16 protein-coding genes and 1 pseudogene are annotated in these 18050 nt (G+C 73.8%); 9 read left to right on the top strand and 8 right to left on the bottom strand.

Annotated features, from left to right (window positions below; all coding sequences use genetic code 11):
- The first annotated feature begins 80 nt into the window (after positions 1-80).
- The 6 genes from ABZ567_RS19350 to ABZ567_RS19375 all read left to right on the top strand — a co-directional run bounded on the left by ABZ567_RS19350 (position 81) and on the right by ABZ567_RS19375 (position 5639).
- Positions 81-803, top strand: coding sequence for a HemK2/MTQ2 family protein methyltransferase (locus ABZ567_RS19350; protein WP_360791284.1), 723 nt, complete (start codon positions 81-83; stop codon positions 801-803).
- A complete protein-coding gene (locus ABZ567_RS19355) occupies positions 803-1135 on the top strand; it encodes a CDGSH iron-sulfur domain-containing protein (RefSeq protein WP_360791287.1) in 333 nt (110 codons plus the stop codon). The genes ABZ567_RS19350 and ABZ567_RS19355 overlap by 1 nt, the downstream gene beginning before the upstream one ends.
- Positions 1132-2184: an iron-containing redox enzyme family protein gene (locus tag ABZ567_RS19360; protein ID WP_360791290.1), complete on the top strand. Its 1053-nt coding sequence runs from the start codon at positions 1132-1134 to the stop codon at positions 2182-2184. Before ABZ567_RS19355 ends, ABZ567_RS19360 begins: the two co-directional genes overlap by 4 nt.
- A 105-nt stretch (positions 2185-2289) precedes the next feature.
- A complete protein-coding gene (locus tag ABZ567_RS19365) occupies positions 2290-2685 on the top strand; it encodes a helix-turn-helix transcriptional regulator (protein WP_360791293.1) in 396 nt (131 codons plus the stop codon).
- A gap of 73 nt (positions 2686-2758) precedes the next feature.
- Complete coding sequence (gene modA, locus ABZ567_RS19370; protein WP_360791296.1) at positions 2759-3574, top strand: molybdate ABC transporter substrate-binding protein; 816 nt, start codon at positions 2759-2761, stop codon at positions 3572-3574.
- A 103-nt stretch (positions 3575-3677) separates the two neighbouring features.
- Positions 3678-5639, top strand: coding sequence for an ABC transporter permease (locus ABZ567_RS19375; RefSeq protein WP_360791299.1), 1962 nt, complete (start codon positions 3678-3680; stop codon positions 5637-5639).
- A 57-nt stretch (positions 5640-5696) separates the two neighbouring features.
- Here the strand turns inward: ABZ567_RS19375 and ABZ567_RS19380 are convergent, their stop codons facing one another.
- From ABZ567_RS19380 to ABZ567_RS19405, 6 genes and pseudogenes are all read right to left on the bottom strand, one after another.
- The gene (locus ABZ567_RS19380) at positions 5697-7757 is read right to left on the bottom strand and encodes a SpoIIE family protein phosphatase (RefSeq protein ID WP_360791302.1); all 2061 of its coding nucleotides are present in this window, start codon (positions 7755-7757) and stop codon (positions 5697-5699) included.
- A 277-nt stretch (positions 7758-8034) separates the two neighbouring features.
- A pseudogene (locus ABZ567_RS19385) lies at positions 8035-8619 on the bottom strand (isochorismatase family protein); the annotation flags it as partial.
- Between the two features lie 149 nt (positions 8620-8768).
- Complete coding sequence (locus tag ABZ567_RS19390) at positions 8769-9152, bottom strand: VOC family protein (RefSeq protein WP_360791304.1); 384 nt, start codon at positions 9150-9152, stop codon at positions 8769-8771.
- Positions 9133-9582 (bottom strand): STAS domain-containing protein, encoded by a 450-nt coding sequence (locus ABZ567_RS19395; RefSeq protein ID WP_360791306.1) that lies wholly within the window; start codon positions 9580-9582, stop codon positions 9133-9135. The genes ABZ567_RS19390 and ABZ567_RS19395 overlap by 20 nt, the downstream gene beginning before the upstream one ends.
- A gap of 171 nt (positions 9583-9753) precedes the next feature.
- A complete protein-coding gene (locus tag ABZ567_RS19400; protein ID WP_360791309.1) occupies positions 9754-10206 on the bottom strand; it encodes a nuclear transport factor 2 family protein in 453 nt (150 codons plus the stop codon).
- A gap of 112 nt (positions 10207-10318) precedes the next feature.
- Positions 10319-11596 carry a DUF418 domain-containing protein gene (locus tag ABZ567_RS19405; RefSeq protein WP_360791312.1) on the bottom strand — a complete coding sequence of 426 codons (1278 nt, stop codon included), beginning with the start codon at positions 11594-11596 and terminating at the stop codon, positions 10319-10321.
- Positions 11597-11719: 123 nt separating this feature from the next.
- Between ABZ567_RS19405 and ABZ567_RS19410 the strand changes: the two genes are divergently transcribed.
- A complete protein-coding gene (locus ABZ567_RS19410; RefSeq protein ID WP_360791315.1) occupies positions 11720-12445 on the top strand; it encodes a GNAT family N-acetyltransferase in 726 nt (241 codons plus the stop codon).
- Positions 12442-13347: a PaaX family transcriptional regulator C-terminal domain-containing protein gene (locus ABZ567_RS19415; RefSeq protein WP_360791318.1), complete on the top strand. Its 906-nt coding sequence runs from the start codon at positions 12442-12444 to the stop codon at positions 13345-13347. The genes ABZ567_RS19410 and ABZ567_RS19415 overlap by 4 nt, the downstream gene beginning before the upstream one ends.
- A gap of 42 nt (positions 13348-13389) precedes the next feature.
- Here the strand turns inward: ABZ567_RS19415 and ABZ567_RS19420 are convergent, their stop codons facing one another.
- Positions 13390-14802 (bottom strand): aminopeptidase P family protein, encoded by a 1413-nt coding sequence (locus ABZ567_RS19420; RefSeq protein ID WP_360791321.1) that lies wholly within the window; start codon positions 14800-14802, stop codon positions 13390-13392.
- A gap of 169 nt (positions 14803-14971) precedes the next feature.
- Here ABZ567_RS19420 and ABZ567_RS19425 point away from each other — a divergent pair, with 169 nt between their 5' ends.
- Entirely contained in the window at positions 14972-15955 is a 984-nt protein-coding gene (locus ABZ567_RS19425; protein WP_360791324.1) for a LuxR family transcriptional regulator, read from the top strand.
- On the opposite strand, the gene ABZ567_RS19430 is transcribed toward ABZ567_RS19425, so the two are convergent.
- Positions 15903-18047 (bottom strand): prolyl oligopeptidase family serine peptidase, encoded by a 2145-nt coding sequence (locus tag ABZ567_RS19430; protein WP_360791704.1) that lies wholly within the window; start codon positions 18045-18047, stop codon positions 15903-15905. The genes ABZ567_RS19425 and ABZ567_RS19430 overlap by 53 nt on opposite strands.
- Positions 18048-18050: the final 3 nt, after the last annotated feature.

Here is an 18050-nt window from a genome sequence, read left to right on the forward strand (position 1 = left end):
CGGCTCGGGCGGCGGGACTCGGCATGAGGGAGCAGGTCAGGGGTACTCGCGGACGGACCGAGGAGTGAGGAGAACCGGAGATGAAGATACTGACGACGGGTGCGGGGGAAGCGCTCGCGCCGGTGGACGGCCCGGCGCCGTCCGCGCACATCCCACGGGTGTGGCGTCTTCCCGGGGTGTACGCCCCCCAGACGGACACCGGCCTGCTCGCGGCGCACGTACGGCGCGAGGAGCTGCGGCCGGGCGCGCGCTCGCTCGACCTGTGCACGGGAACCGGCGCGCTCGCCCTCGTCGCCTCCCGGCACGGCGCCCGGGCCACGGCCGTCGACATCTCGCGCTCCGCGATCACCACCGCACGACTCAACGCCCTGCGGCACCGCCGTCGCATCCGGGTGCTGCGCGGCGACCTGGACGCGGCGGTTCCGGGCGAACGCTTCGACCTCGTCACGGTGAATCCGCCCTACGTGCCCAGCGAGGACCCCGAGGTCCCCACCCGGGGCGCGCGGAGGAGCTGGGACGCCGGCACCGACGGCCGACTGCTCCTCGACCGGATCTGTTCCCGGGCACCCCGGCTCCTGACGCCCTCCGGGGTCCTGCTGCTCGTCCAGTCGTCTCTCTCGGGCGTCGACGCCACTCTGGACGCCCTTCGGCGGCGCGGCCTCGAAGCCCGTGTCGTGGACCGTCGTACGGAGTCCTTCGGGCCGGTGCTGTCGTCCCGGTCGGGCTGGTTGGCGGCCCAGGGGCTGATCCCGCTCGGCGCGCGCACGGAGGAACTCGTGGTGATCCGCTCCTGGAGGCCGTGATGTCCGTCTCCCCCGACGGGACCGCCGGGCGCCGCTCGGCGGTCCCACGTGTCGAGCCCCTCGCCGAGGGCCCGTTCCTGATGGAGGGCCCGGCGGACATCGTCATGCCGGACGGGTCGGTGGTCCACTGCGACCGCCCCATGATGGCCCTGTGCACCTGCCGGCGGAGCCTGCGGGCGCCGTTCTGCGACACGAGCCACCGCCCCCGCCTCAAGCGCGGCTCCCGGACGGGGACGGGGCGCGGGCCGCGCCCCTCCGGCACCGGGGCGGACGAGTCCGGACGGGAGGACACGGAGCCGGGCGAACCGACCGAGGAGGCCAGGACGCCATGACCGTCGTCCCCCCGGCGGCTGGGACGGCGCCTCCCGTGCCCGAGGCGCGCGGGGACGTGTCGTACGCCGTACGAAGACGGCTGCTCGGGGGCGGCGGGCAGTTGCCCGGCGAGACGGAGATCGCCCGCTGCTCCCCGTACGGCGAGGATCTCCAGCTCGCCCTCCACCTCTGTCACGAGCAGCACTACCGGGGCTTCGAGGGGGTTCCCGAGACGCTCGAATGGGACGCGGACCTGCTCGCGGTCCGCGCCCTCCTGGAGCGCCGGTTCGAGAGTGCGCTGCGGCACGACTGCCACGACCGTCCGGACGTGGACGAGGCACTGGCCGCCCTCCTGGTCGAGCCGGTCGAGGGCACCGGCGTCGCCCGCTTCCTCGTGTCCGAGGGCGAGCCGTGGCAGCTGCGCGAGCACGCCGTGCTCCGCTCCGTCGCCCAGCTCAGGGAGACCGATCCGCAGCTCTGGGTCGTTCCCAGGCTGCGGGGGCGCGCCAAGGCGGCCATGATGGCGGTCGCCTACGACGAGTACGGCTGCGGGCGGGCGGAACGGATGCACGCCGGGTTGTACGCCGACCTCATGGCCGCCCTGGGCCTGGACCCCGCGTACGGGCGCTACGTGGACCTGGCGGGGGCCGAGACGCTCGCCGCCTCGAACCTGATGTCGCTCTTCGGTCTGCACCGGCGGCTGCGCGGGGCCCTCGTGGGCCACTTCGCCGTCGTGGAGATCACCTCGTCTCCCGCAGCGTCGCGGCTCGCCGCCGCTCTGCGCCGGTCCGGGGCGGGGCCGGCGGCGGAGCGGTTCTACGACGAACACGTGGAGGCGGACGCCGTCCACGAGCAGGTGGTACGCCGGAAGGTCATCGGCGGCCTCCTGGAGGACGAGCCGGAACTCGCGTCCGAGGTCACCTTCGGCATCGCCGCGACCTGCCTTCTGGACGACCGGTTCGCCGGCCGTCTCGTGGAGGCCTGGTCGCGAGGAGAGAGCGCGTTGCGCACCCCGACCCACGGGGACAGGGACCCGGTTCTGACCACGATTGACCAGAACTGGCCGTAGGGCTCATCGCCCCCCTTGGGGGTTCCTCCAACGAGGTTGGCAGATGCGATGAGATGATCCCTGATTCCTTGCAGATGAGAGACATCGCGGCCTAACGTGTGGCACATGCAGTCCTACACCATCGGACAGGCGGCGCGCCTGCTCGGCGTGAGCCCCGACACCGCGCGCCGCTGGGCCGACGCCGGCCGCGTCGCGACCCATCGCGACGAGAACGGCCGGCGTCTCGTCGACGGCCGCGACCTGGCCGCCTTCGCCGTCGAAGTCGCCCAGAACACCCCGGGCGACGAGGAAACGCCGTACACCTCCGCGCGCAACGCCTTCCCCGGCATCGTCACGGCGGTCAAGCTCGGTGACGTGGCCGCGCAGGTGGAGATCCAGGCCGGTCCGCACCGGCTCGTGTCGCTCCTCACCCGCGAGGCCGTGGAGGAGCTTGGCCTGGAGGTCGGCATGCAGGCCACCGCCCGCGTGAAGTCGACCAGCGTGCACATCGACCGGACCTGATCCCGCCCGTTCCGGGTCCGCTCCCTCCCGTCCGGGCGGCAGCGCCGTCCCACGCCCCAGGAGTCCCAGCCTCATGGTTCACCCCCGCACCCTCGTCGGCCGTCGGGCCCTCGCCGTCGCCGCCACCGCCGGACTGCTGCTGCCACTGTCCGCCTGCGGCGCCGACGGCACGCAGGACGGCACGGCGAGACCCAGCACCGGCTCCACGGGCTCCGGGGCACCCCCGGCCCGTCTGACGGTGCTCGCAGCCGCCTCCCTCACTGACGTCTTCAGGACGGCGGGGGCCGCGTACGAGAAGGCCCACCCCGGTACCGGCATCACCTTCTCCTTCGCCGGCTCGCAGGAACTCGTCGCCCAGGTCGCCCAGGGATCCCCCGCCGACGCCCTGATCACCGCCGACACCACGAGCATGGACAAGGTGAAGGCCGACACCGGCACCCCGACCGTCATCGCCAGGAACCGGCTCGTCATCGCCACCGCCGAGGGCAACCCGTTCAGGATCGACGCGCTGGAGGACCTCGCGGACACCAAGCTCAAGGTCGTCCTCGCCGCCCCCGAGGTCCCGGTCGGCAAGTACAGCGCGAAGATCCTCGACGCGCAGAAGATCACGGTGAAGCCGGTCTCCCAGGAGCCCAACGTCCGTGCCGTCCTGAGCAAGGTCGAACTGGGCGAGGCCGACGCCGGGCTCGTCTACAGGACCGACGCCGAGAGCGCCGAGGACAAGGTCGACGCCGTCGAGATCCCCGACGCGCAGAACACCGTCGCCGCCTACCCGGCCGCCACGATCAAGGACTCGAAGAACGCGGTGGCCGCGGCGGCCTTCGTCGCCTGGCTGTCCTCGCCCCAGGCACAGAAGATCTTCCAGGACGCCGGCTTCCAGAAGCCGTAGCCCCCAAGGACGCGGCCGGGCCGTCCGCGTGGCCCCCACCGGCCGGCGGACGCCCGGCTCCCCTCCCCTCCCCTCTCCGCAACTCCGACACCGGGAACGAACGATGAGACGCCTCCACGGTCGGCCCACCCGGCGCGGTCCCCGCACCCCGCTCCTCCTCGCCGTGCCCGCGCTGCTCGCCGTCGCGTTCCTGCTGCTGCCGCTCGTCGGGGTCCTGGCCCGCACCGAGTGGGGGGCGTTCGGCGCGCATCTGACGGGTCCCGCCACCGTCGAGTCCCTCACCCTGTCCCTGGTCGTCTCCTTCTGGGCGCTCGGTCTCTCGCTGCTGCTCGGGGTGCCACTGGCCTGGCTGCTCGCCCGGGTGCCGTTCCGCGGGAAGGCGGTCGTCCGCTCCCTCGTCCTGCTGCCCATGGTGCTGCCGCCGACGGTCGGCGGCGTGGCGCTGCTGCTCGCCTTCGGGCGTCGCGGTCTCCTCGGCCCCTGGCTCGAGAGCACCTTCGGGGTGACGCTGCCCTTCCACACCTCCGGCGCGGTGGTCGCCGCGACCTTCGTCTCCATGCCGTTCCTCGTCATCAGCCTGGAGGGCGCGCTGGCCGGTCTGCGCCCCTGGTACGAGGAGACGGCGGCGTCGCTTGGTGCCTCACCCGTCCGGGTGTTCTTCACCGTCACCCTGCCGATGGTCGCCCCCGGGCTGCTGGCCGGTGCCGCGCTGACCTGGGCGCGGGCGCTCGGTGAGTTCGGCGCCACGATCACCTTCGCCGGGAACCTGCCCGGCACCACCCAGACCCTCCCGCTCCAGGTGTACCTGCTGCTCCAGGAGGAACCGGAGGCCGCCACCTCCGTCTCGCTGCTGTTGCTCGCCATCGCGATGGCCGTGCTCCTCGCGCTGCGCGGCAACTGGACCGGCACGCCGGCCGCCACGGGCCGTACCCGCTCGCCCGACGCGCCGGTGGAGGAGGTCTCCGACCCGGCGGCCCCGCCCCCCGAAGAGGCCACCCACCCGGAGGACGGGGCCCCCGGCGCGGGCGGACGCTGGGCGCTGCACGCGGAGGTCGACGGTTTCACCGAGCTGGTCCTTTCCGCCGAGCCCGGCACCACCATCGCCGTCGTCGGCCCCAACGGCGCCGGCAAGACGACCCTGCTCCGTGCGCTCCTCGGGCTCACCCCCCGGGCCCACGCCGTGCTGCGGCTCGGCGGCACCGACGTCACCGACCTGCCGCCGCACCGCCGTCAGGTGGCGTGGGTCCCGCAGGACGGCGCGCTGTTCCCCCGTCTGTCCGCGCTCGCCAACACCGCGTACGGGCTGCGGGCGCGCGGAGTGCCCCGCGCCGACGCCCGCCGGGAGGCACAGCGCTGGCTCGACCGCCTCGGCGTCGGCCATCTGGCCCACCGTCGCCCCGCGCAGCTGTCCGGCGGGCAGGCCCAGCGGGTCGCCCTCGCGCGGGCGCTCGCCGCGCGGCCCCGACTGCTGCTCCTCGACGAGCCGCTCGCCGCCCTCGACCAGACCACCCGGGCCCACGTCCGGCACACCCTGCGCCGCCACCTCGCCGGTTTCGGCGGCGTCTGCCTGATCGTCACCCACGACCCGGTCGAAGCCGTGTCCCTCGCCGACCGCGTCCTCGTCCTCCAGGACGGCCGGCCGCTCCAGGACGCCTCGCCCGCCGAGGTCTCCCGTCATCCCCGCTCGCCGTGGGTCGCCCGCATGCTCGGCCGCAACGCCTGGCCCGGTACCGCCACGGCCGACGGCCTCGATCTCGACGGGGGCGGCACGCTCATCACCGCCGAGCAACCCCCGCCGGGTACGCCCTCCCTGGCGATCATCGCGCCCGAGGCGGTGGCCGTCCACCGCGAGCGGCCTGGCGGCAGCCCCCGTAACGTCTGGCCGGGGACCGTACGCGAGATCACCGCGAGCGGCAGCAGGCTCCGGGTCCTCGTCACCTCGGACCTGGCCCCTGCGCTCGTCGCCGAGATCACCCCGCAGGCGGCCGCCGAACTGGGCCTCGCGGACGGGGTGCCGGTCTGGACGGGCGTCAAGGCGACGGAGGTGACCGTCGTTCCGCTGTGAGCGGGCGTACGGGTGCCGGAGGGGTTCGTCGTACGAGCTGGGAGCTCGGGTCCCGGGTCAGCGGGTGACGCGGGCCAGCAGCATCGCCACGTCGTCCTGCGCGGGACCTTCGAGGAGCTGGTCCAGGATCTCGTCGCACAGGGTGTCCAGGGGGCGGTCGAAGTGCCGGAGAGCCCGGGCGAGCTGCCGCATCCCCTCGTCGAGGTCGCGGTCGCGCGCCTCGATGAGGCCGTCCGTGTAGAGCACGAGGAGCCCGCCCGCCGGCAGGGAGACCTTCTCCGTACCGAAGTCGTGGGCGCCGGTGCCCAGCGGGGTTCCCGGCGGTCCGTCGAGGAAGGTGATGGTGCCGTCCGGGGTCGCCACGGCCGGCGGCGGATGGCCGGCCCGGGCGATGACCCATCCGCCGGTCGCCGGGTCGTGGACGGCGTACACGCAGGTCGCCATGGTGTCCTCGCCGAGGTCGGCGACGACGGCGTCGAGGGAGCTGAGCATCCGCGCCGGCGGGATGTCGTGGCGGGCCAGGGTCCGTACCGCCGTGCGCAACTGGCCCATGACGGCCGCCGCGTGGATGCCGTGCCCCATGACGTCACCGATGACCAGCCCCGTCCGGCCGCCCGGCAGGGCGATGACGTCGTACCAGTCGCCGCCGACGTCATGGGAGCTGGCGGGCAGGTAGCGGCCGGTGAGTTCGAGCCCGGTGACGTCGGGGAGCGCGCTGTTGGTGAGGCTCCGCTGGAGGGTGAGGGCCGCCTCGCGCTGGGTGGTGTAGAGGCGGGCGTTGTCGATGTTGAGGGCGGCGCGGGCCACGACCTCGTCGATGAGGACGCAGTCCTGCGCGTCGAAGGGTTCACGGGTCCGCAGCCGGGTGACCGTGACCGCGCCGAGCACCTGGCCCCTGGCCACGAGGGGCACCAGCCGCGCCGAACCGATGCGGGCGCCGAGGTAGGTGCGGAGCGCCTCGGTAAGCGGGTCGGTGAAGAGCGCCGGGATGTCGGACGTGTAGAGGTTGGTGGGCCGGCCACGGGCGACGACCTGCTCGTACACGGAGTCCAGCGGGATCTGGAAGGTCTGCCCCGGGGCGAGCAGCGCCGTGGGGGCGGTGGGGTCGGGGAAGCGGGCCGCGAGCCGCCGCAGCACCCCCCGCGTGGAGGCCGCCGGGTCGTCCGGTTCGAGGACCGACTCCAGCATCTGCACGTCCGCCGAGTCGGCCAGCTGCGGCACGAGGAAGCGTACCGCCTCCTCCGCCGTCTGCTTGAGGTCCAGGGTGGTGCCGATCCGGGCCCCCGCCTCCGCGAGCAGGGCGAAGCGGTGCCGGGCCCGCTCGACCTCGGTGTGGGCCTCCTGGTGCTCGGTGATGTCGACGAGGGAGGCGATCAGCCCCAGGGACCGGCGGTCGGTGCGGTCGATCAGGGGGGCGTACGAGCAGGACCAGATGTGGTCCCGGTCGGGGTCGGCGGGAGTACGGCCGACCCGGCGGGCGTCGACGACGGCGCTCCCGCTGTGGAGGACCTGGCGCATCAGGGACTCCAGCGAGTCGGCGTTGACGCCGGGCACGACCTCGGTGAGGCGGCGGCCGACGTGCTCGGCCGCCGTCACTCCGTTCATCCGGGCGAGCGCGTCGTTGACGCGGAGGAACCGCAGGTCGGGACCGAGCAGGGCGAGACCGATCGGGGACTGGGTGAAGAGGCTCTCCATCGCCGCCAGGTTCTCCCGCATGCGCAGGACCTCGGACGTCTCGACCGCGATGAGCATCGCCCCCGCCCGGCCGGTCGGGTCGGCCGCGGGCACGATCCACATCTCCATGGCGACCGTGTGGCCGTCGCGGTGGCGGACGGGAAGCGTGCCGACCATGGTCTCCCCCGCCTGGACGCGGTGGGTGAGCCGGTCGGCGAGCTCCCGGTTGGCGTCCGGGACGAGAAGCGGGGTGGCGAGCCGTCCGAGGACGTGCTCGGGGCGGTGGCCGAGGAGATCCTGTGCGGCGAGCGACCATTCGACGATGTGACCGTCGGCGTCCTCGCGCCACAGGGCGATCGGCAGCAGCTCGCGGAGCACGCCCGCGTCCCCGACGGCCGCCCGGGGCGGCTGCGGAACCCTGCTCGACGACTGGTGAGTCTCCAACGCATCGACCTACGCATCGGCCCGGCCCCTGGGGGCGCATTCCCTATCGAATCACCCTAGCCGAGTACCTGACGGGGGGCGCTGCGTAGTGCGGCCGATCGATGTTTCCGGCCGCCCGGGGAGCCGTGAGAGTGACGTCGGTGGCCGGGTCGGGCGCCGTAGAGCTGACGTCGGCGGCCGGGGCGGGCGCCGTGAGAGTGACGCCGTCGGCCGGGGCGGGCGCCGTAGAGCTGACGTCAGCGGCCGGGGCGGGCGCCGTGAGAGTGACGTCGGTGGCCGGGGCGGGCGCCGTGAAGGTGACGTCGGCGGCCGCCGACGTCACCTCCGCGTCGCTCCCGAGGGCGTAGGCCGCGACCCGGGAGACCGTGGCGGCCGGTACGACCCCGCAGATCCCGGGCGCGGCCGGGACGTCCTGGGTCGCGTGGGCGTCGTGCGGCACGACCACGCGGTAGCCGCGGTCCAGGGCCGTACGGGCCGTCGCCTGGACGCACATCTCGGACATCACGCCGCAGACGGCGACCGCCCGCACCCCCGCGTCGGCGAGGACGTCACCGAGCGGGGTCTCGCGGAAGCCGTCGTCGTACGGCTTGCGGATGACCATCTCCGTCGGCGCGTGCCGGACGGGGTGGTGGAGCTCCCAGCCTGGCGTGTGGGGTTCGTCCTCCGCGCCGGGCGGTCCGTCGTTCTGGAGGTGGACGACGAGCGCGCCGCCCTGCCGGGCCCGCGCGATGAGGTCGGCCGTGCGGTCGACGAGCCGGGCGGCCCCGGGTACGGCGCCGTCCCCGCCGACGAAGGCCGCCTGCACGTCCACGACGATGAGGGCGTCGACGGGGTGCGGGTCGGTGCCACGATGCTGGTCCATCCCACCATCATCACCGTCAACCCCCCTCACGGCCACGGCATTTCACCCGTGGGAGGCGGCGCGGGAAGATGGCGCCGACGTCACCCGGGAGAGAGCGGGCCGGGGCGGTCTACGCGGCGGGCTCCGCCGCCGACACGCCTACCGCCCGGTCAGAGGGGCTGGAGCCGGGTGCGCAGGAGGCAGAACTCGTTGCCCTCGGGGTCGGCCAGGACGTGCCAGTTCTCGGTGCCCTTCTGGCCGACGTCGGCCGGCTTCGCGCCGAGGGCGAGCAGACGCTCCAGCTCGGCGTCCTGGTCGCGGTCGGTGGGACTGACGTCGACGTGCAGGGGGAGCTTCCCGGTGCGCGGGTCGTTGCTGGGGCTGAGGACGAGCGTGGGCTGCGGGCCGCCGAAGCCGGCGTCGGGCGGCCCGATCTCGATGCTGCCGTCGTCCTCCCTGCCCAGTTCGACGTAGCCGAGGACCTCGCTCCAGAATGCGGCGAGCCGTTCGGGGTCGGCGCAGTCGATGACCAGTTCACTGATGCGGCATGCCATGCACGGGAGTGTATGCGGACAGCCGTAAGCCGGTCGGCGCCGACGGAGCGACGTCGTCGAGGAGTGGTTCGTCGGGCCGCTCGTCGGCCGGCTCGTCCGGCCGCCCCGGCTCCGGGCGCAGCAGGTCGCCCAGCGCGGTCAGGCGGATGAGCCGGAGGATCTTCGGCTGGTCACAGACGAGCCTCCACTGCGCGCCCCGTTCCCCTGTGCGCCCGGCGCAGTGTGCGAGGAGACCGAGGCCGGTGGCGTCGCAGAAGGTGAGGCGCCGGATGTCCACGGTCAGGGCGTCGGACGCCCGGACGAGGGCGTCGAGCTCCGGCCGGAGATGCCGTACGAGGACGAGGTCCAGCTCGCCCCGGAGGGCGGCGACGGTGCGGCCGCCGGCCGAGCGGACGACGAGGTAAGGGTCATGACGGGGGATCAGCTGCATCGGGCGCTCCACAGGGTGGCTCCATGTGTCGCTTCGAGCGTGGCCGTCTCTCTCCCGGGAGGGACGTTTCGCCTCGACCTCTGTCACCTGAATCGGTGAAAGCGCGAGCCACCCCGGTCTCGCCCGTACGACCGGGATCCGTACGGGAGGGCGAGCGGGACGCCCGCACGCTCACCTCTCGTGACCGGGCTCCGCTCCCCCGAGCTCCGCTCCCCCGGACTCCCCTCCCCCGGCCGTCGCGCGCGCCTCGGCCTCGATGCGGTCGAACTGGGCGCCCATCGCGGCGGCAAGCGCCTGCGCCGCGGAGAGGGGTCGGACCATGACGGTGAAGTCGTCGATCCTGCCCTCCTCGTCGAAGTGGAGGAAGTCGCAGCCGTTGATCTCCTTGTCGCCGACCTTCGCGACGAAGACGAGGGCGTGGTCCCGGCCGTCCGCGCTCGCGATCTCGCGGACGTACCGGAAGTCGGTGAAGACCCGGATGACCCCGCGCAGGATCGCGGCGGTGATGGCCTTGCCGGGGTACGGCCGGAAGGCGACCGGACTGGTGAAGACGACGTCCTCGGCGAGCATCGCCTCGATGGCGTCGTGGTCCTGGGTCTCGACGGCCTTGCGGAACGGATGCATCAGACAGCTCCATAGTCAATTCGTTGAATAGGTGCAGGGGCAGCTAACCGCATCGCCCGCGCCGCGTCCAGTGACCGATCGACCCTCCACCGGCGCACGACCCCGCCCCCGCTCACCCCTCGGGCGTCGCCGCACGTCGAAGGGGCGGCCGGGTCAGCGTCGTCCACGCCCGCAGCACCCACTCCGCCGGGCCGTACCGATGGCGCCGGAGCCACCACCGGCTCACCACCACCTGCGCGGTGAACAGCGCGAGGGCGAGGGCCAGGACCGCCGACGGCGGCATATGGCCCACGAGAGCCGTCCCGTACCCCGTGAACAGCAGGGCGCCGACGAGGGACTGGGTGAGGTAACCGGTCAGGGTCATGCTGCCCACCGGCCCGAGCACGGCCACCGTCCTCCGCCCGAACCGCCCCTGGGCGAGCCGGAGCACGGTGGCGGCGTACGCGGCGGCGAGCAACGGCGCCGTGACGACGTCGATCCCCAGGGCGAGGAGCTGGTACGGGCCTCCGGGGTGCACCAGGTTCGCGTGGGCGTACACGAGGGCACCGAGGAGCCCGACCGTGAAGCCCGCCCACTGGAGCCGGGCCAGGACCGTGCGCTGCCGGGCGAGATCCGCGAGCGCCCGTCCCCGCCCCGCGGCGAGACCGAGGAAGAAGGCGGCGAGGGCGGACGGGGCCTGGAAGAAGACGAGCAGGAACGCCATGTCGGGCAGCTGCGCCAGGTTCTCCCCGATCACGGAACCGGGGCCGCCGCGCAGCTCCGCCGCGGCCCGCTCGGCCTCGGCCGCCGCTCCCGGCTCCACTCCCGCCTCGCCGCCCGTCAGATGCACGCCCCCCGCGAGGAGGAGATACGCGGCGGCGGTCACGGCGAAGAGGATCACGGCGGTACGAACGGCGGTTCGGGGGCGGATCCGGCGCGCGGCGAGCAGGACCAGACCGAGGACGGCGTACGTGGCGAGGATGTCGCCGGTGAACAGCAGGACCGCGTGCAGGAGACCGAGGACGAACAGGCCCGCGAGGCGCCGCAGGAAGCGCGGGACGAAACGGGAGCCGCTCCGCTCGGCGGAGGCGAGCTGGAGGGTGAAGCCGTAGCCGAAGAGGAACGAGAACAGCAGGAAGAACTTGGCCTCGAAGAACACCGCGACCACCCAGCGGACGGCCCCGTCGAGGGGCGCGCCGAAGCGGGGGTCCTCCAGGCCGGAGCCGTGATAAGTCGACGCCATGAAACCGATGTTGACGACGAGGATACCCAGCAGGGCGAATCCGCGCAGGGCGTCGACGTGCGCGAGCCGCTCCCCCGCGCGGACCGCCGCCGGCCCGTCGGGGCCCTGCTCCCCTACGGCCCGCGGCCTCCCGACCTGCCGCGCGGCCTGCCTCATGACGTACTTCATGACCATCCCCTTGAGAACTATCGCTTTGAGAACGCCCGTACCGAGAATGAACGTACTAGTATCGATAGCACAAGCGTCATTCCCGGCCACGGCGGCGGGGGCCGTCACGAGAAGGAGGTGCCGATGGACACGCGGCCCGTGGTGCGCAGAGGCGTGCCCGAGGGAAGCGAGGCGCGGGTCGCCGCGCTCTACTGGGAGGCGTTCGGGCGGAAGCTCGGCGCCGCCCTGAACCCGCCCGACAAGGCACGGGCCTTCCTCGCGGCCCACCTCCACCACGACCGGGGCGTCACCGCATTCGTCGACGGCGAGGTGGCGGGGGTTGCGGGTTACCACCTCGGCGGACGCGGGCTCACCGGCGGCGGTGCGGGGGATCTCCTCGCGGCGTACGGGGTGCTGCGCGGGCTGCCCCGCCTCGCCGTCCTCGCCCTCCTGGAGCGGCGCCCCGCGGCCGAGGAACTCGTGATGGACGGCATCGCCGTCGCCGCCGAGCACCGGGGGGCGGGCATCGGCGCCCGGCTGCTGGGCGAGATCGCGGCCGTCGCCGCCGAGGCGGGCTGCCGTCGCGTCCGGCTCGACGTCATCGACGTCAACCCGCGGGCCCGCGCCCTGTACGAGCGGCACGGCTTCACCGCCGTCCGCACCGAGAACACCCCGTACCTACGCGGCCTGATGGGCTTCGGCGCCGTCACGACGATGCACAGGCCCATCACACCGGCCGACGGCACCCCCCTCACACCGGCCGACGCCACCCCCGTCACGGCGGCCGACTCCGACCCCGTCACGACGTCCGATCCCCACACCGCCACGACGGCCGGCTCCGACCCCCGCCCCGGAGGGGAGGCCTCGTGAAGCCCGCCGACTCCCCCGAGGTCCCCGAGGCCCCAGCCACCCCCTGGAACCCGATCCCCACCCGTACCCTCGTGCACGCCCTGGTCCGGGAGGACGGCACCGTCGACGCCGGGGAGCTCTACGCCGTCGCCGGGCTGCTGGCGATGACCGACCAGCAGGTCCGGCTCTGCGTCAAGCGGCTCGTCGCGGAAGGGCGCTTCACCCACGAGGGGCGGGGGCGCAAGGCCGTACTCCGCGCGGTCGCCGACCCCAGCGGCTCCCTCGCCCCCGACGCCGCCCACGTCCGCTTCGCCTACCGCCAGGACCGGGGCCTCGCCCCGTGGGACGGCGTCTGGCACCTCTTCGCCTTCGCCGTCCCCGAGTCAGCGCGGGCCGCCCGCGACGCGCTCCGCGACACCCTCGTCGGGCTCGGCGCGGCCCCCGTCCAGGGCGGTCTGTACGTGGCCGCCAACCCGATCGAGCCGCTCGTCGAGGCGCACGCCCGCCACCTCGGCGTCGCCGCTCAGGTCACCTCCCTCACCAGCACGGACCTCCGGGTCGGGGAGGCCGCCGCGCCGCGGGACCTGGCCGCCGCCCTCTGGTCCCTGGACGAGATCGCCGCCCGCCACGAGGAGCTGGCCGCCTTCGCCCGCTCCTGCCTGGACCGCCTCGCCCGCCCGGAGGCCCCGACGGACGCCGAGCGGCTGACGCTCGCGGTCCAGCTCGCCGCCGCCTTCACGTACGCCATGCGACCCGACCCGCTGCTGCCCCCGGAGCTGCTGCCCCGGCCGTGGCCCGGTGGCCGGGCGCGTGAACTCACCGCCACCGCCTGGGTGTCACTCGCGCACCGCCCCGCGCCGGACTCCGGCCCGCCGCTCCCCCGCCTCTTCACCCTGTACGGGGACCTCGGCGGCGACGGGTGAGACGCGGAGGCCGCCTGCCCGAGGTCCCCGGGAACCCCCGGATCAGCCCGCGACGCGCGCCATCCACGCCTCGACCTCGGCCGAGGAGCGGGGCAGGCCCGCCGACAGGTTCTCGTGGCCCTCGTCGGTGACCACGAGGTCGTCCTCGATCCGGACGCCGATGCCGCGCCACTCCTCGGGCACGGTCAGGTCGTCGGGCTGGAAGTACAGACCCGGCTCGACGGTGAGCACCATGCCCGCTTCGAGGACGCCGTCGACGTGCTCCCCGGTGCGCGCGTGCGCGCAGTCGTGGACGTCCAGGCCGAGCATGTGCCCGGTTCCGGCCATGGTGAAGCGGCGCTGGAGACCGAGGTCGTACGCGCGGTCGACGGGCCCCTCGATGAAGCCCCACTCGACGAGCCGCGCCGTCAGACGGCGCTGGGCCGCCTCGTGGAAGTCGCGGAAGAGCGCGCCGGGCTTGACCGCGGCCATGCCCGCCTCCTGCGCCTCGTACACCGCGTCGTACACCTGGCGCTGGACCGGGGTGAAGACGCCGCTGACGGGGAGGGTGCGGGTGACGTCGGCGGTGTAGAGGGAGCGGGTCTCCACGCCGGCGTCGAGCAGGAGCAGTTCGCCGGGCCGCACCGGGCCGTCGTTGTCCGTCCAGTGCATGATCGTGGCGTGCTCGCCGGCGGCGCAGATGGTGCCGTAGCCGACGTCGTTGCCCTCCAGGCGTGCCCGGCGGAAGAACGTGCCCTCGATCCACCGCTCGGACGAGGCGATCGCCCGGGACAGTTCGCCGACGCAGTCGGTGAAGCCACGCACGGTCGAGTCGACCGCCTTGCGCATCTCGCCCAGTTCCCATGCGTCCTTGACGAGCCGCAGTTCGCTGAGCGCCTCCTCCAGTTCGTCGTCGCGCCGCTCGTCCGTGGTGACGGCGGCTTCGAGGGCCGGATCGTGGCCGCGGACGATCCGGGTCGGCACGCCGGAGCCGGCGGCGAGGTCCTCGGCGGCGGTGCGGACGTCCCGGCAGGGCAGCCCGAGGACCCGTTCCGCCTCCGCGAGGGACCGGCGCCTGCCCATCCACAACTCCGCCGTGTTGCCCGTCCAGAACTCGTCGTCGTTCCTGCTGTCGCGGGGCAGCTGGTAGCAGTAGGCGTCGTGGCCGCCGTCGGCGCGGGGTTCGAGGACGAGGGCGCCGTCGCGTGCCTGGTCCCCGGTCATGTGGACGTAGCCGGAGTACGGGCGGAACGGGTAGGTGTCGTCGTTGGAGCGGGTCTTGAGGTTGCCCGACGGGACCACGAGGCGTTCGCCGGGGAAGCGCGCGGACAGGGCGGCGCGGCGGCGGGCCGCGTAGGGGGCCTGCTCGTCGGGATCGAGGCCGTGCCGCTCGGTGTCCGCCCATCCCGTCCTCATCAGCGCGGAGAGTTCCTCGGACACGCCTCCGTAGAGGCCGTTCTTGCGACCCTTCGCCACGTCCTGCACCTTCTTCCGTGTGAGTTTCCGGGTGTGTTCGGGAGTTCGTCGTCCGCCGACGGCCTCGGCGGCTCCCGGAAGGTACTGCGCCCGGCGCACGCCGGGTGCCCGGATCGGCCACTGGCACGGATCGGACACCGCCGTGGATGGCGGGTTGATAATGCGGTCCATGGCGAATCAGAAGCTCACGCGGGCCCTGCGGGTCCTGGGGATCGGTGAGGAGGCCGTACGGGTCTATCTGGAGCTGCTGGAACGGGGCCCGGCGCCGCTGGGCGCGATCAGGTCGGCGGCCGGCCTGGAGGACGGGGCGTTCTCGGCGGCGTACGGGGAGCTGATCGACTCGGGCCTGGCGAGCGGGGCCGGGGACGGCGCGGACGTGGTGGCGCCGGTCCCGCCGGCCGCGGGCCTGGAGATCCTCGGCCGGCACCGGGCGGCCGAGATCGACGAGTCCCGGATCACCGTCGGGGGCGCGTTCGAGTCGTTCCGGCGGCAGCGTCTCGCCGCGTACGACGACCGTCTCGTGGAGGTCGTCACCGGGGACGCGATCGGTCTCCGGATGCGTCAGGCCTGGGCCAGTGCCCGCGAGCAGATCCGGCAGTTCGACTCGCCGCCGTACTTCCCCCTCGAAGGCGCCACCGACGACGCGCTGGCCACGCTGGCCCGGGGGGTGACCCAGCGGGTCGTGTACTCGCGGGAGTCCCTGGAGCATCCGGGGCAGCTGGAGAACTCCATCGAGCCCTGTATCGAGGCGGGCGAGCAGGCGCGGGTCCTGCCGTCGGTTCCGGTCAAGCTGGTGATCATCGACGACGCGTACGCGCTGGTCTCCCTGTCGATCAGGGAGACGGACGTGTACAACACGATGCTGGTCGTGCAGCCGTGCGGGCTCCTCTCGGCGCTCGTGGCCCTGTTCGAGCAGGCGTGGCAGAACGCGCTGCCGTTCCACGGCCGTTCGCCGCGTCCCGCGGGTCTGCGTCCGGCGGACCGCCGGCTGCTCCGGCTGCTCGCGGCCGGGGCGGCCGACGACGTCATCGCCCGGGAGATCGGGGTCAGCCGCCGCACCCTCTTCCGGCGGGTGCAGGTCCTGATGGCGCGGCTGGGTGCTACGAGCCGGTTCCAGATGGCGCTGCAGGCGCAGCGCGCGGGATGGCTGTGACGGGCGTGCCGTCGGCGGGGGCGGCCGGCGGCGGGACCTCCGCGACGTGGGCCTGCGTGGGCGCCGGTGCGGTGCCGGTCAGCTGCTGCCACAGGTAGGTGTGGACGAGCGCGCTGTTGTGGGCGGCCTGTTCGTTGTCGCCCGCGCCCGCGTGGCCGCCGCCGGTGTTCTCGTGGAACAGGACCCGGTGGCCGAGTTCCCTCAGCCGCGCCGCGGTCTTGCGGGCGTGGCCGGGGTGGACGCGGTCGTCGCGGGTCGAGGTCATCAGGAGGACCGGGGGGTAGTCCCGGTCCGCGGTGATCCGGTGGTACGGGGAGATGGCCCGCAGGTGGGGCAGGTCGGCCTCGTCGTCGGGGTCGCCGTACTCGGCGATCCAGGACGCGCCCGCGAGGAGCTTGTGGAAGCGGGTCATGTCGAGGAGCGGCACCTGGGCGACGATCGCGCCGAACAGCTCGGGGTGGCGGGTGAGCATGGCGCCCATGAGCAGCCCGCCGTTGCTGCCGCCCGACGCGCCGAGCATGGCGGGGGTGGTGATCCCCCGTGCGACGAGGTCCTGGGCGACGGCCGCGAAGTCCTCGAAAGCCCGGGGCCGTTCGGCGCCGAGTGCGGCCTGGTGCCAGTCGGGGCCGTATTCGCCGCCGCCGCGGATGTTCGCGATGACGTGGGTGCCGCCGCGCTCCAGCCAGGCCCGGCCCGTCACGGCGCCGTAGTAGGGCGTGAGGGAGACCTCGAAGCCGCCGTAGCCGTAGAGGAGGGTGAGGCCGGGGCCGCTGGTGGTGCGGTCGGGGCCGATGACGAAGTACGGCACGCGTGTGCCGTCGCGGGAGGTCGCGAAGTGCTGGGCGACCGTGAGCCCGGTGGGGTCGAAGCGGTGCGGGGCCTGCTTGAGCACCTCCGAGCCGGCTCCGATCCGGCCCAGGTGGAGGGTGGAGGGCTGGAGGAACCCGGACACGTCGAGGACGTACTCGTCGGACACGTCGGGGTCGGTGTCGACGACGCTGACGGCGGACAGTTCCGGGACTCCGACGAGCGGTTCGCGCGACCAGGTTCCGTCGGCGGCGGGGGTGAGGACCTCGATGCGGGCGCTGACGTCCCGCATCGTCTCCAGGATCAGGTGGTTGCGGGTCCAGCTGTGCCCGGCGAGCGCGGTCCGCCGGTCGGGGGTGAAGAGCACCTCGGGGGTGCGGTCGCCGGCCAGGAACGCGTCGAAGTCGAACGCGAGGAGCGAGCCCGTCGGCTGCCCGAGCCACGCGGACTTCAGGGTGACGATCAGGTGGCGCCGGTGGGCGTAGGCGTCGGCGTCGTCGGGCACGTCGATCCGTACGCGGGTGCCGTCGGGCCGCAGGAGGTACGTCTCGCTGCGGAAGAAGTCCTGCGAGCGCCCGACGAACTCACGCTCGTACCCGGGCGTGGCGTCCCGGTACCCCCAGGCGGCCACGTCGCCCTGCTCGGCCTCGTAGACGAGTTCGGCGGCCTCCACGGGGGTTCCGCGCCGCCATCGGCGGACGGTGCGCGGATAGCCGGAGTCGGTCAGCGAGCCCGGCCCGAGGTCCGTACCGACGAGGACGGTGTCGGCGTCGACCCAGCCGATGCGCGTCTTGGCCTCCGGCAGCCGGAAGCCGTCCTCGACGAACTCGCCGGTCGTGAGGTCGAACTCGCGCACCACGACAGCGTCCCCGCCGTCCCGCGAGAGCCGCACGAGAGCCCGGTCGTACGCCGGACGCCGGACCCGCGCCCCGTCCCACACCCACTTCTCGCCCTCGGCGGCGGCCAGGGCGTCGACGTCGAGGAGGATCTCCCACTCGGGTGACTCCTCCCGGTACCGCTCCGGGGTCGTGCGCCGCCACACCCCGCGCACGTGCTCGGCGTCCCGCCAGAAGTTGTAGAGGTACGCCCCGCGCCGCACGGTGTAGGGGATCCGGTCGGAGGCGTCGAGGACCTCCCGCAGGCGCGTCCTCAGCGCCCCGAACCCGGCGTCCCCCGCGACCGCTCGCGCGGTCTCGGCGTTCCGCTCGCTCACCCACGCGAGGGCGGCCTCGCCCGAGATGTCTTCCAGCCACAGGTACGGATCGTCATCGGTCACGCCTCGTATTGT

The sequence above is a fragment of the Streptomyces sp. NPDC016459 genome, from assembly GCF_040632845.1.
Classification (GTDB): Bacteria; Actinomycetota; Actinomycetes; order Streptomycetales; family Streptomycetaceae; genus Streptomyces.

Excerpts from the sequence above, each read along its gene's own strand:
- ABZ567_RS19375 (WP_360791299.1), top strand. The coding sequence starts at position 3,678 with ATGAGACGCCTCCACGGTCGGCCCACCCGGCGCGGTCCCCGCACCCCG.
- ABZ567_RS19350 (WP_360791284.1), top strand. The coding sequence starts at position 81 with ATGAAGATACTGACGACGGGTGCGGGGGAAGCGCTCGCGCCGGTGGAC.
- ABZ567_RS19355 (WP_360791287.1), top strand. The coding sequence starts at position 803 with ATGTCCGTCTCCCCCGACGGGACCGCCGGGCGCCGCTCGGCGGTCCCA.
- ABZ567_RS19405 (WP_360791312.1), bottom strand. The coding sequence starts at position 11,596 with ATGAAGTACGTCATGAGGCAGGCCGCGCGGCAGGTCGGGAGGCCGCGG.
- ABZ567_RS19425 (WP_360791324.1), top strand. The coding sequence starts at position 14,972 with ATGGCGAATCAGAAGCTCACGCGGGCCCTGCGGGTCCTGGGGATCGGT.
- ABZ567_RS19360 (WP_360791290.1), top strand. The coding sequence starts at position 1,132 with ATGACCGTCGTCCCCCCGGCGGCTGGGACGGCGCCTCCCGTGCCCGAG.
- ABZ567_RS19400 (WP_360791309.1), bottom strand. The coding sequence starts at position 10,206 with ATGCATCCGTTCCGCAAGGCCGTCGAGACCCAGGACCACGACGCCATC.
- ABZ567_RS19410 (WP_360791315.1), top strand. The coding sequence starts at position 11,720 with ATGGACACGCGGCCCGTGGTGCGCAGAGGCGTGCCCGAGGGAAGCGAG.
- ABZ567_RS19365 (WP_360791293.1), top strand. The coding sequence starts at position 2,290 with ATGCAGTCCTACACCATCGGACAGGCGGCGCGCCTGCTCGGCGTGAGC.
- ABZ567_RS19390 (WP_360791304.1), bottom strand. The coding sequence starts at position 9,152 with ATGGCATGCCGCATCAGTGAACTGGTCATCGACTGCGCCGACCCCGAA.
- modA (WP_360791296.1), top strand. The coding sequence starts at position 2,759 with ATGGTTCACCCCCGCACCCTCGTCGGCCGTCGGGCCCTCGCCGTCGCC.
- ABZ567_RS19395 (WP_360791306.1), bottom strand. The coding sequence starts at position 9,582 with ATGCAGCTGATCCCCCGTCATGACCCTTACCTCGTCGTCCGCTCGGCC.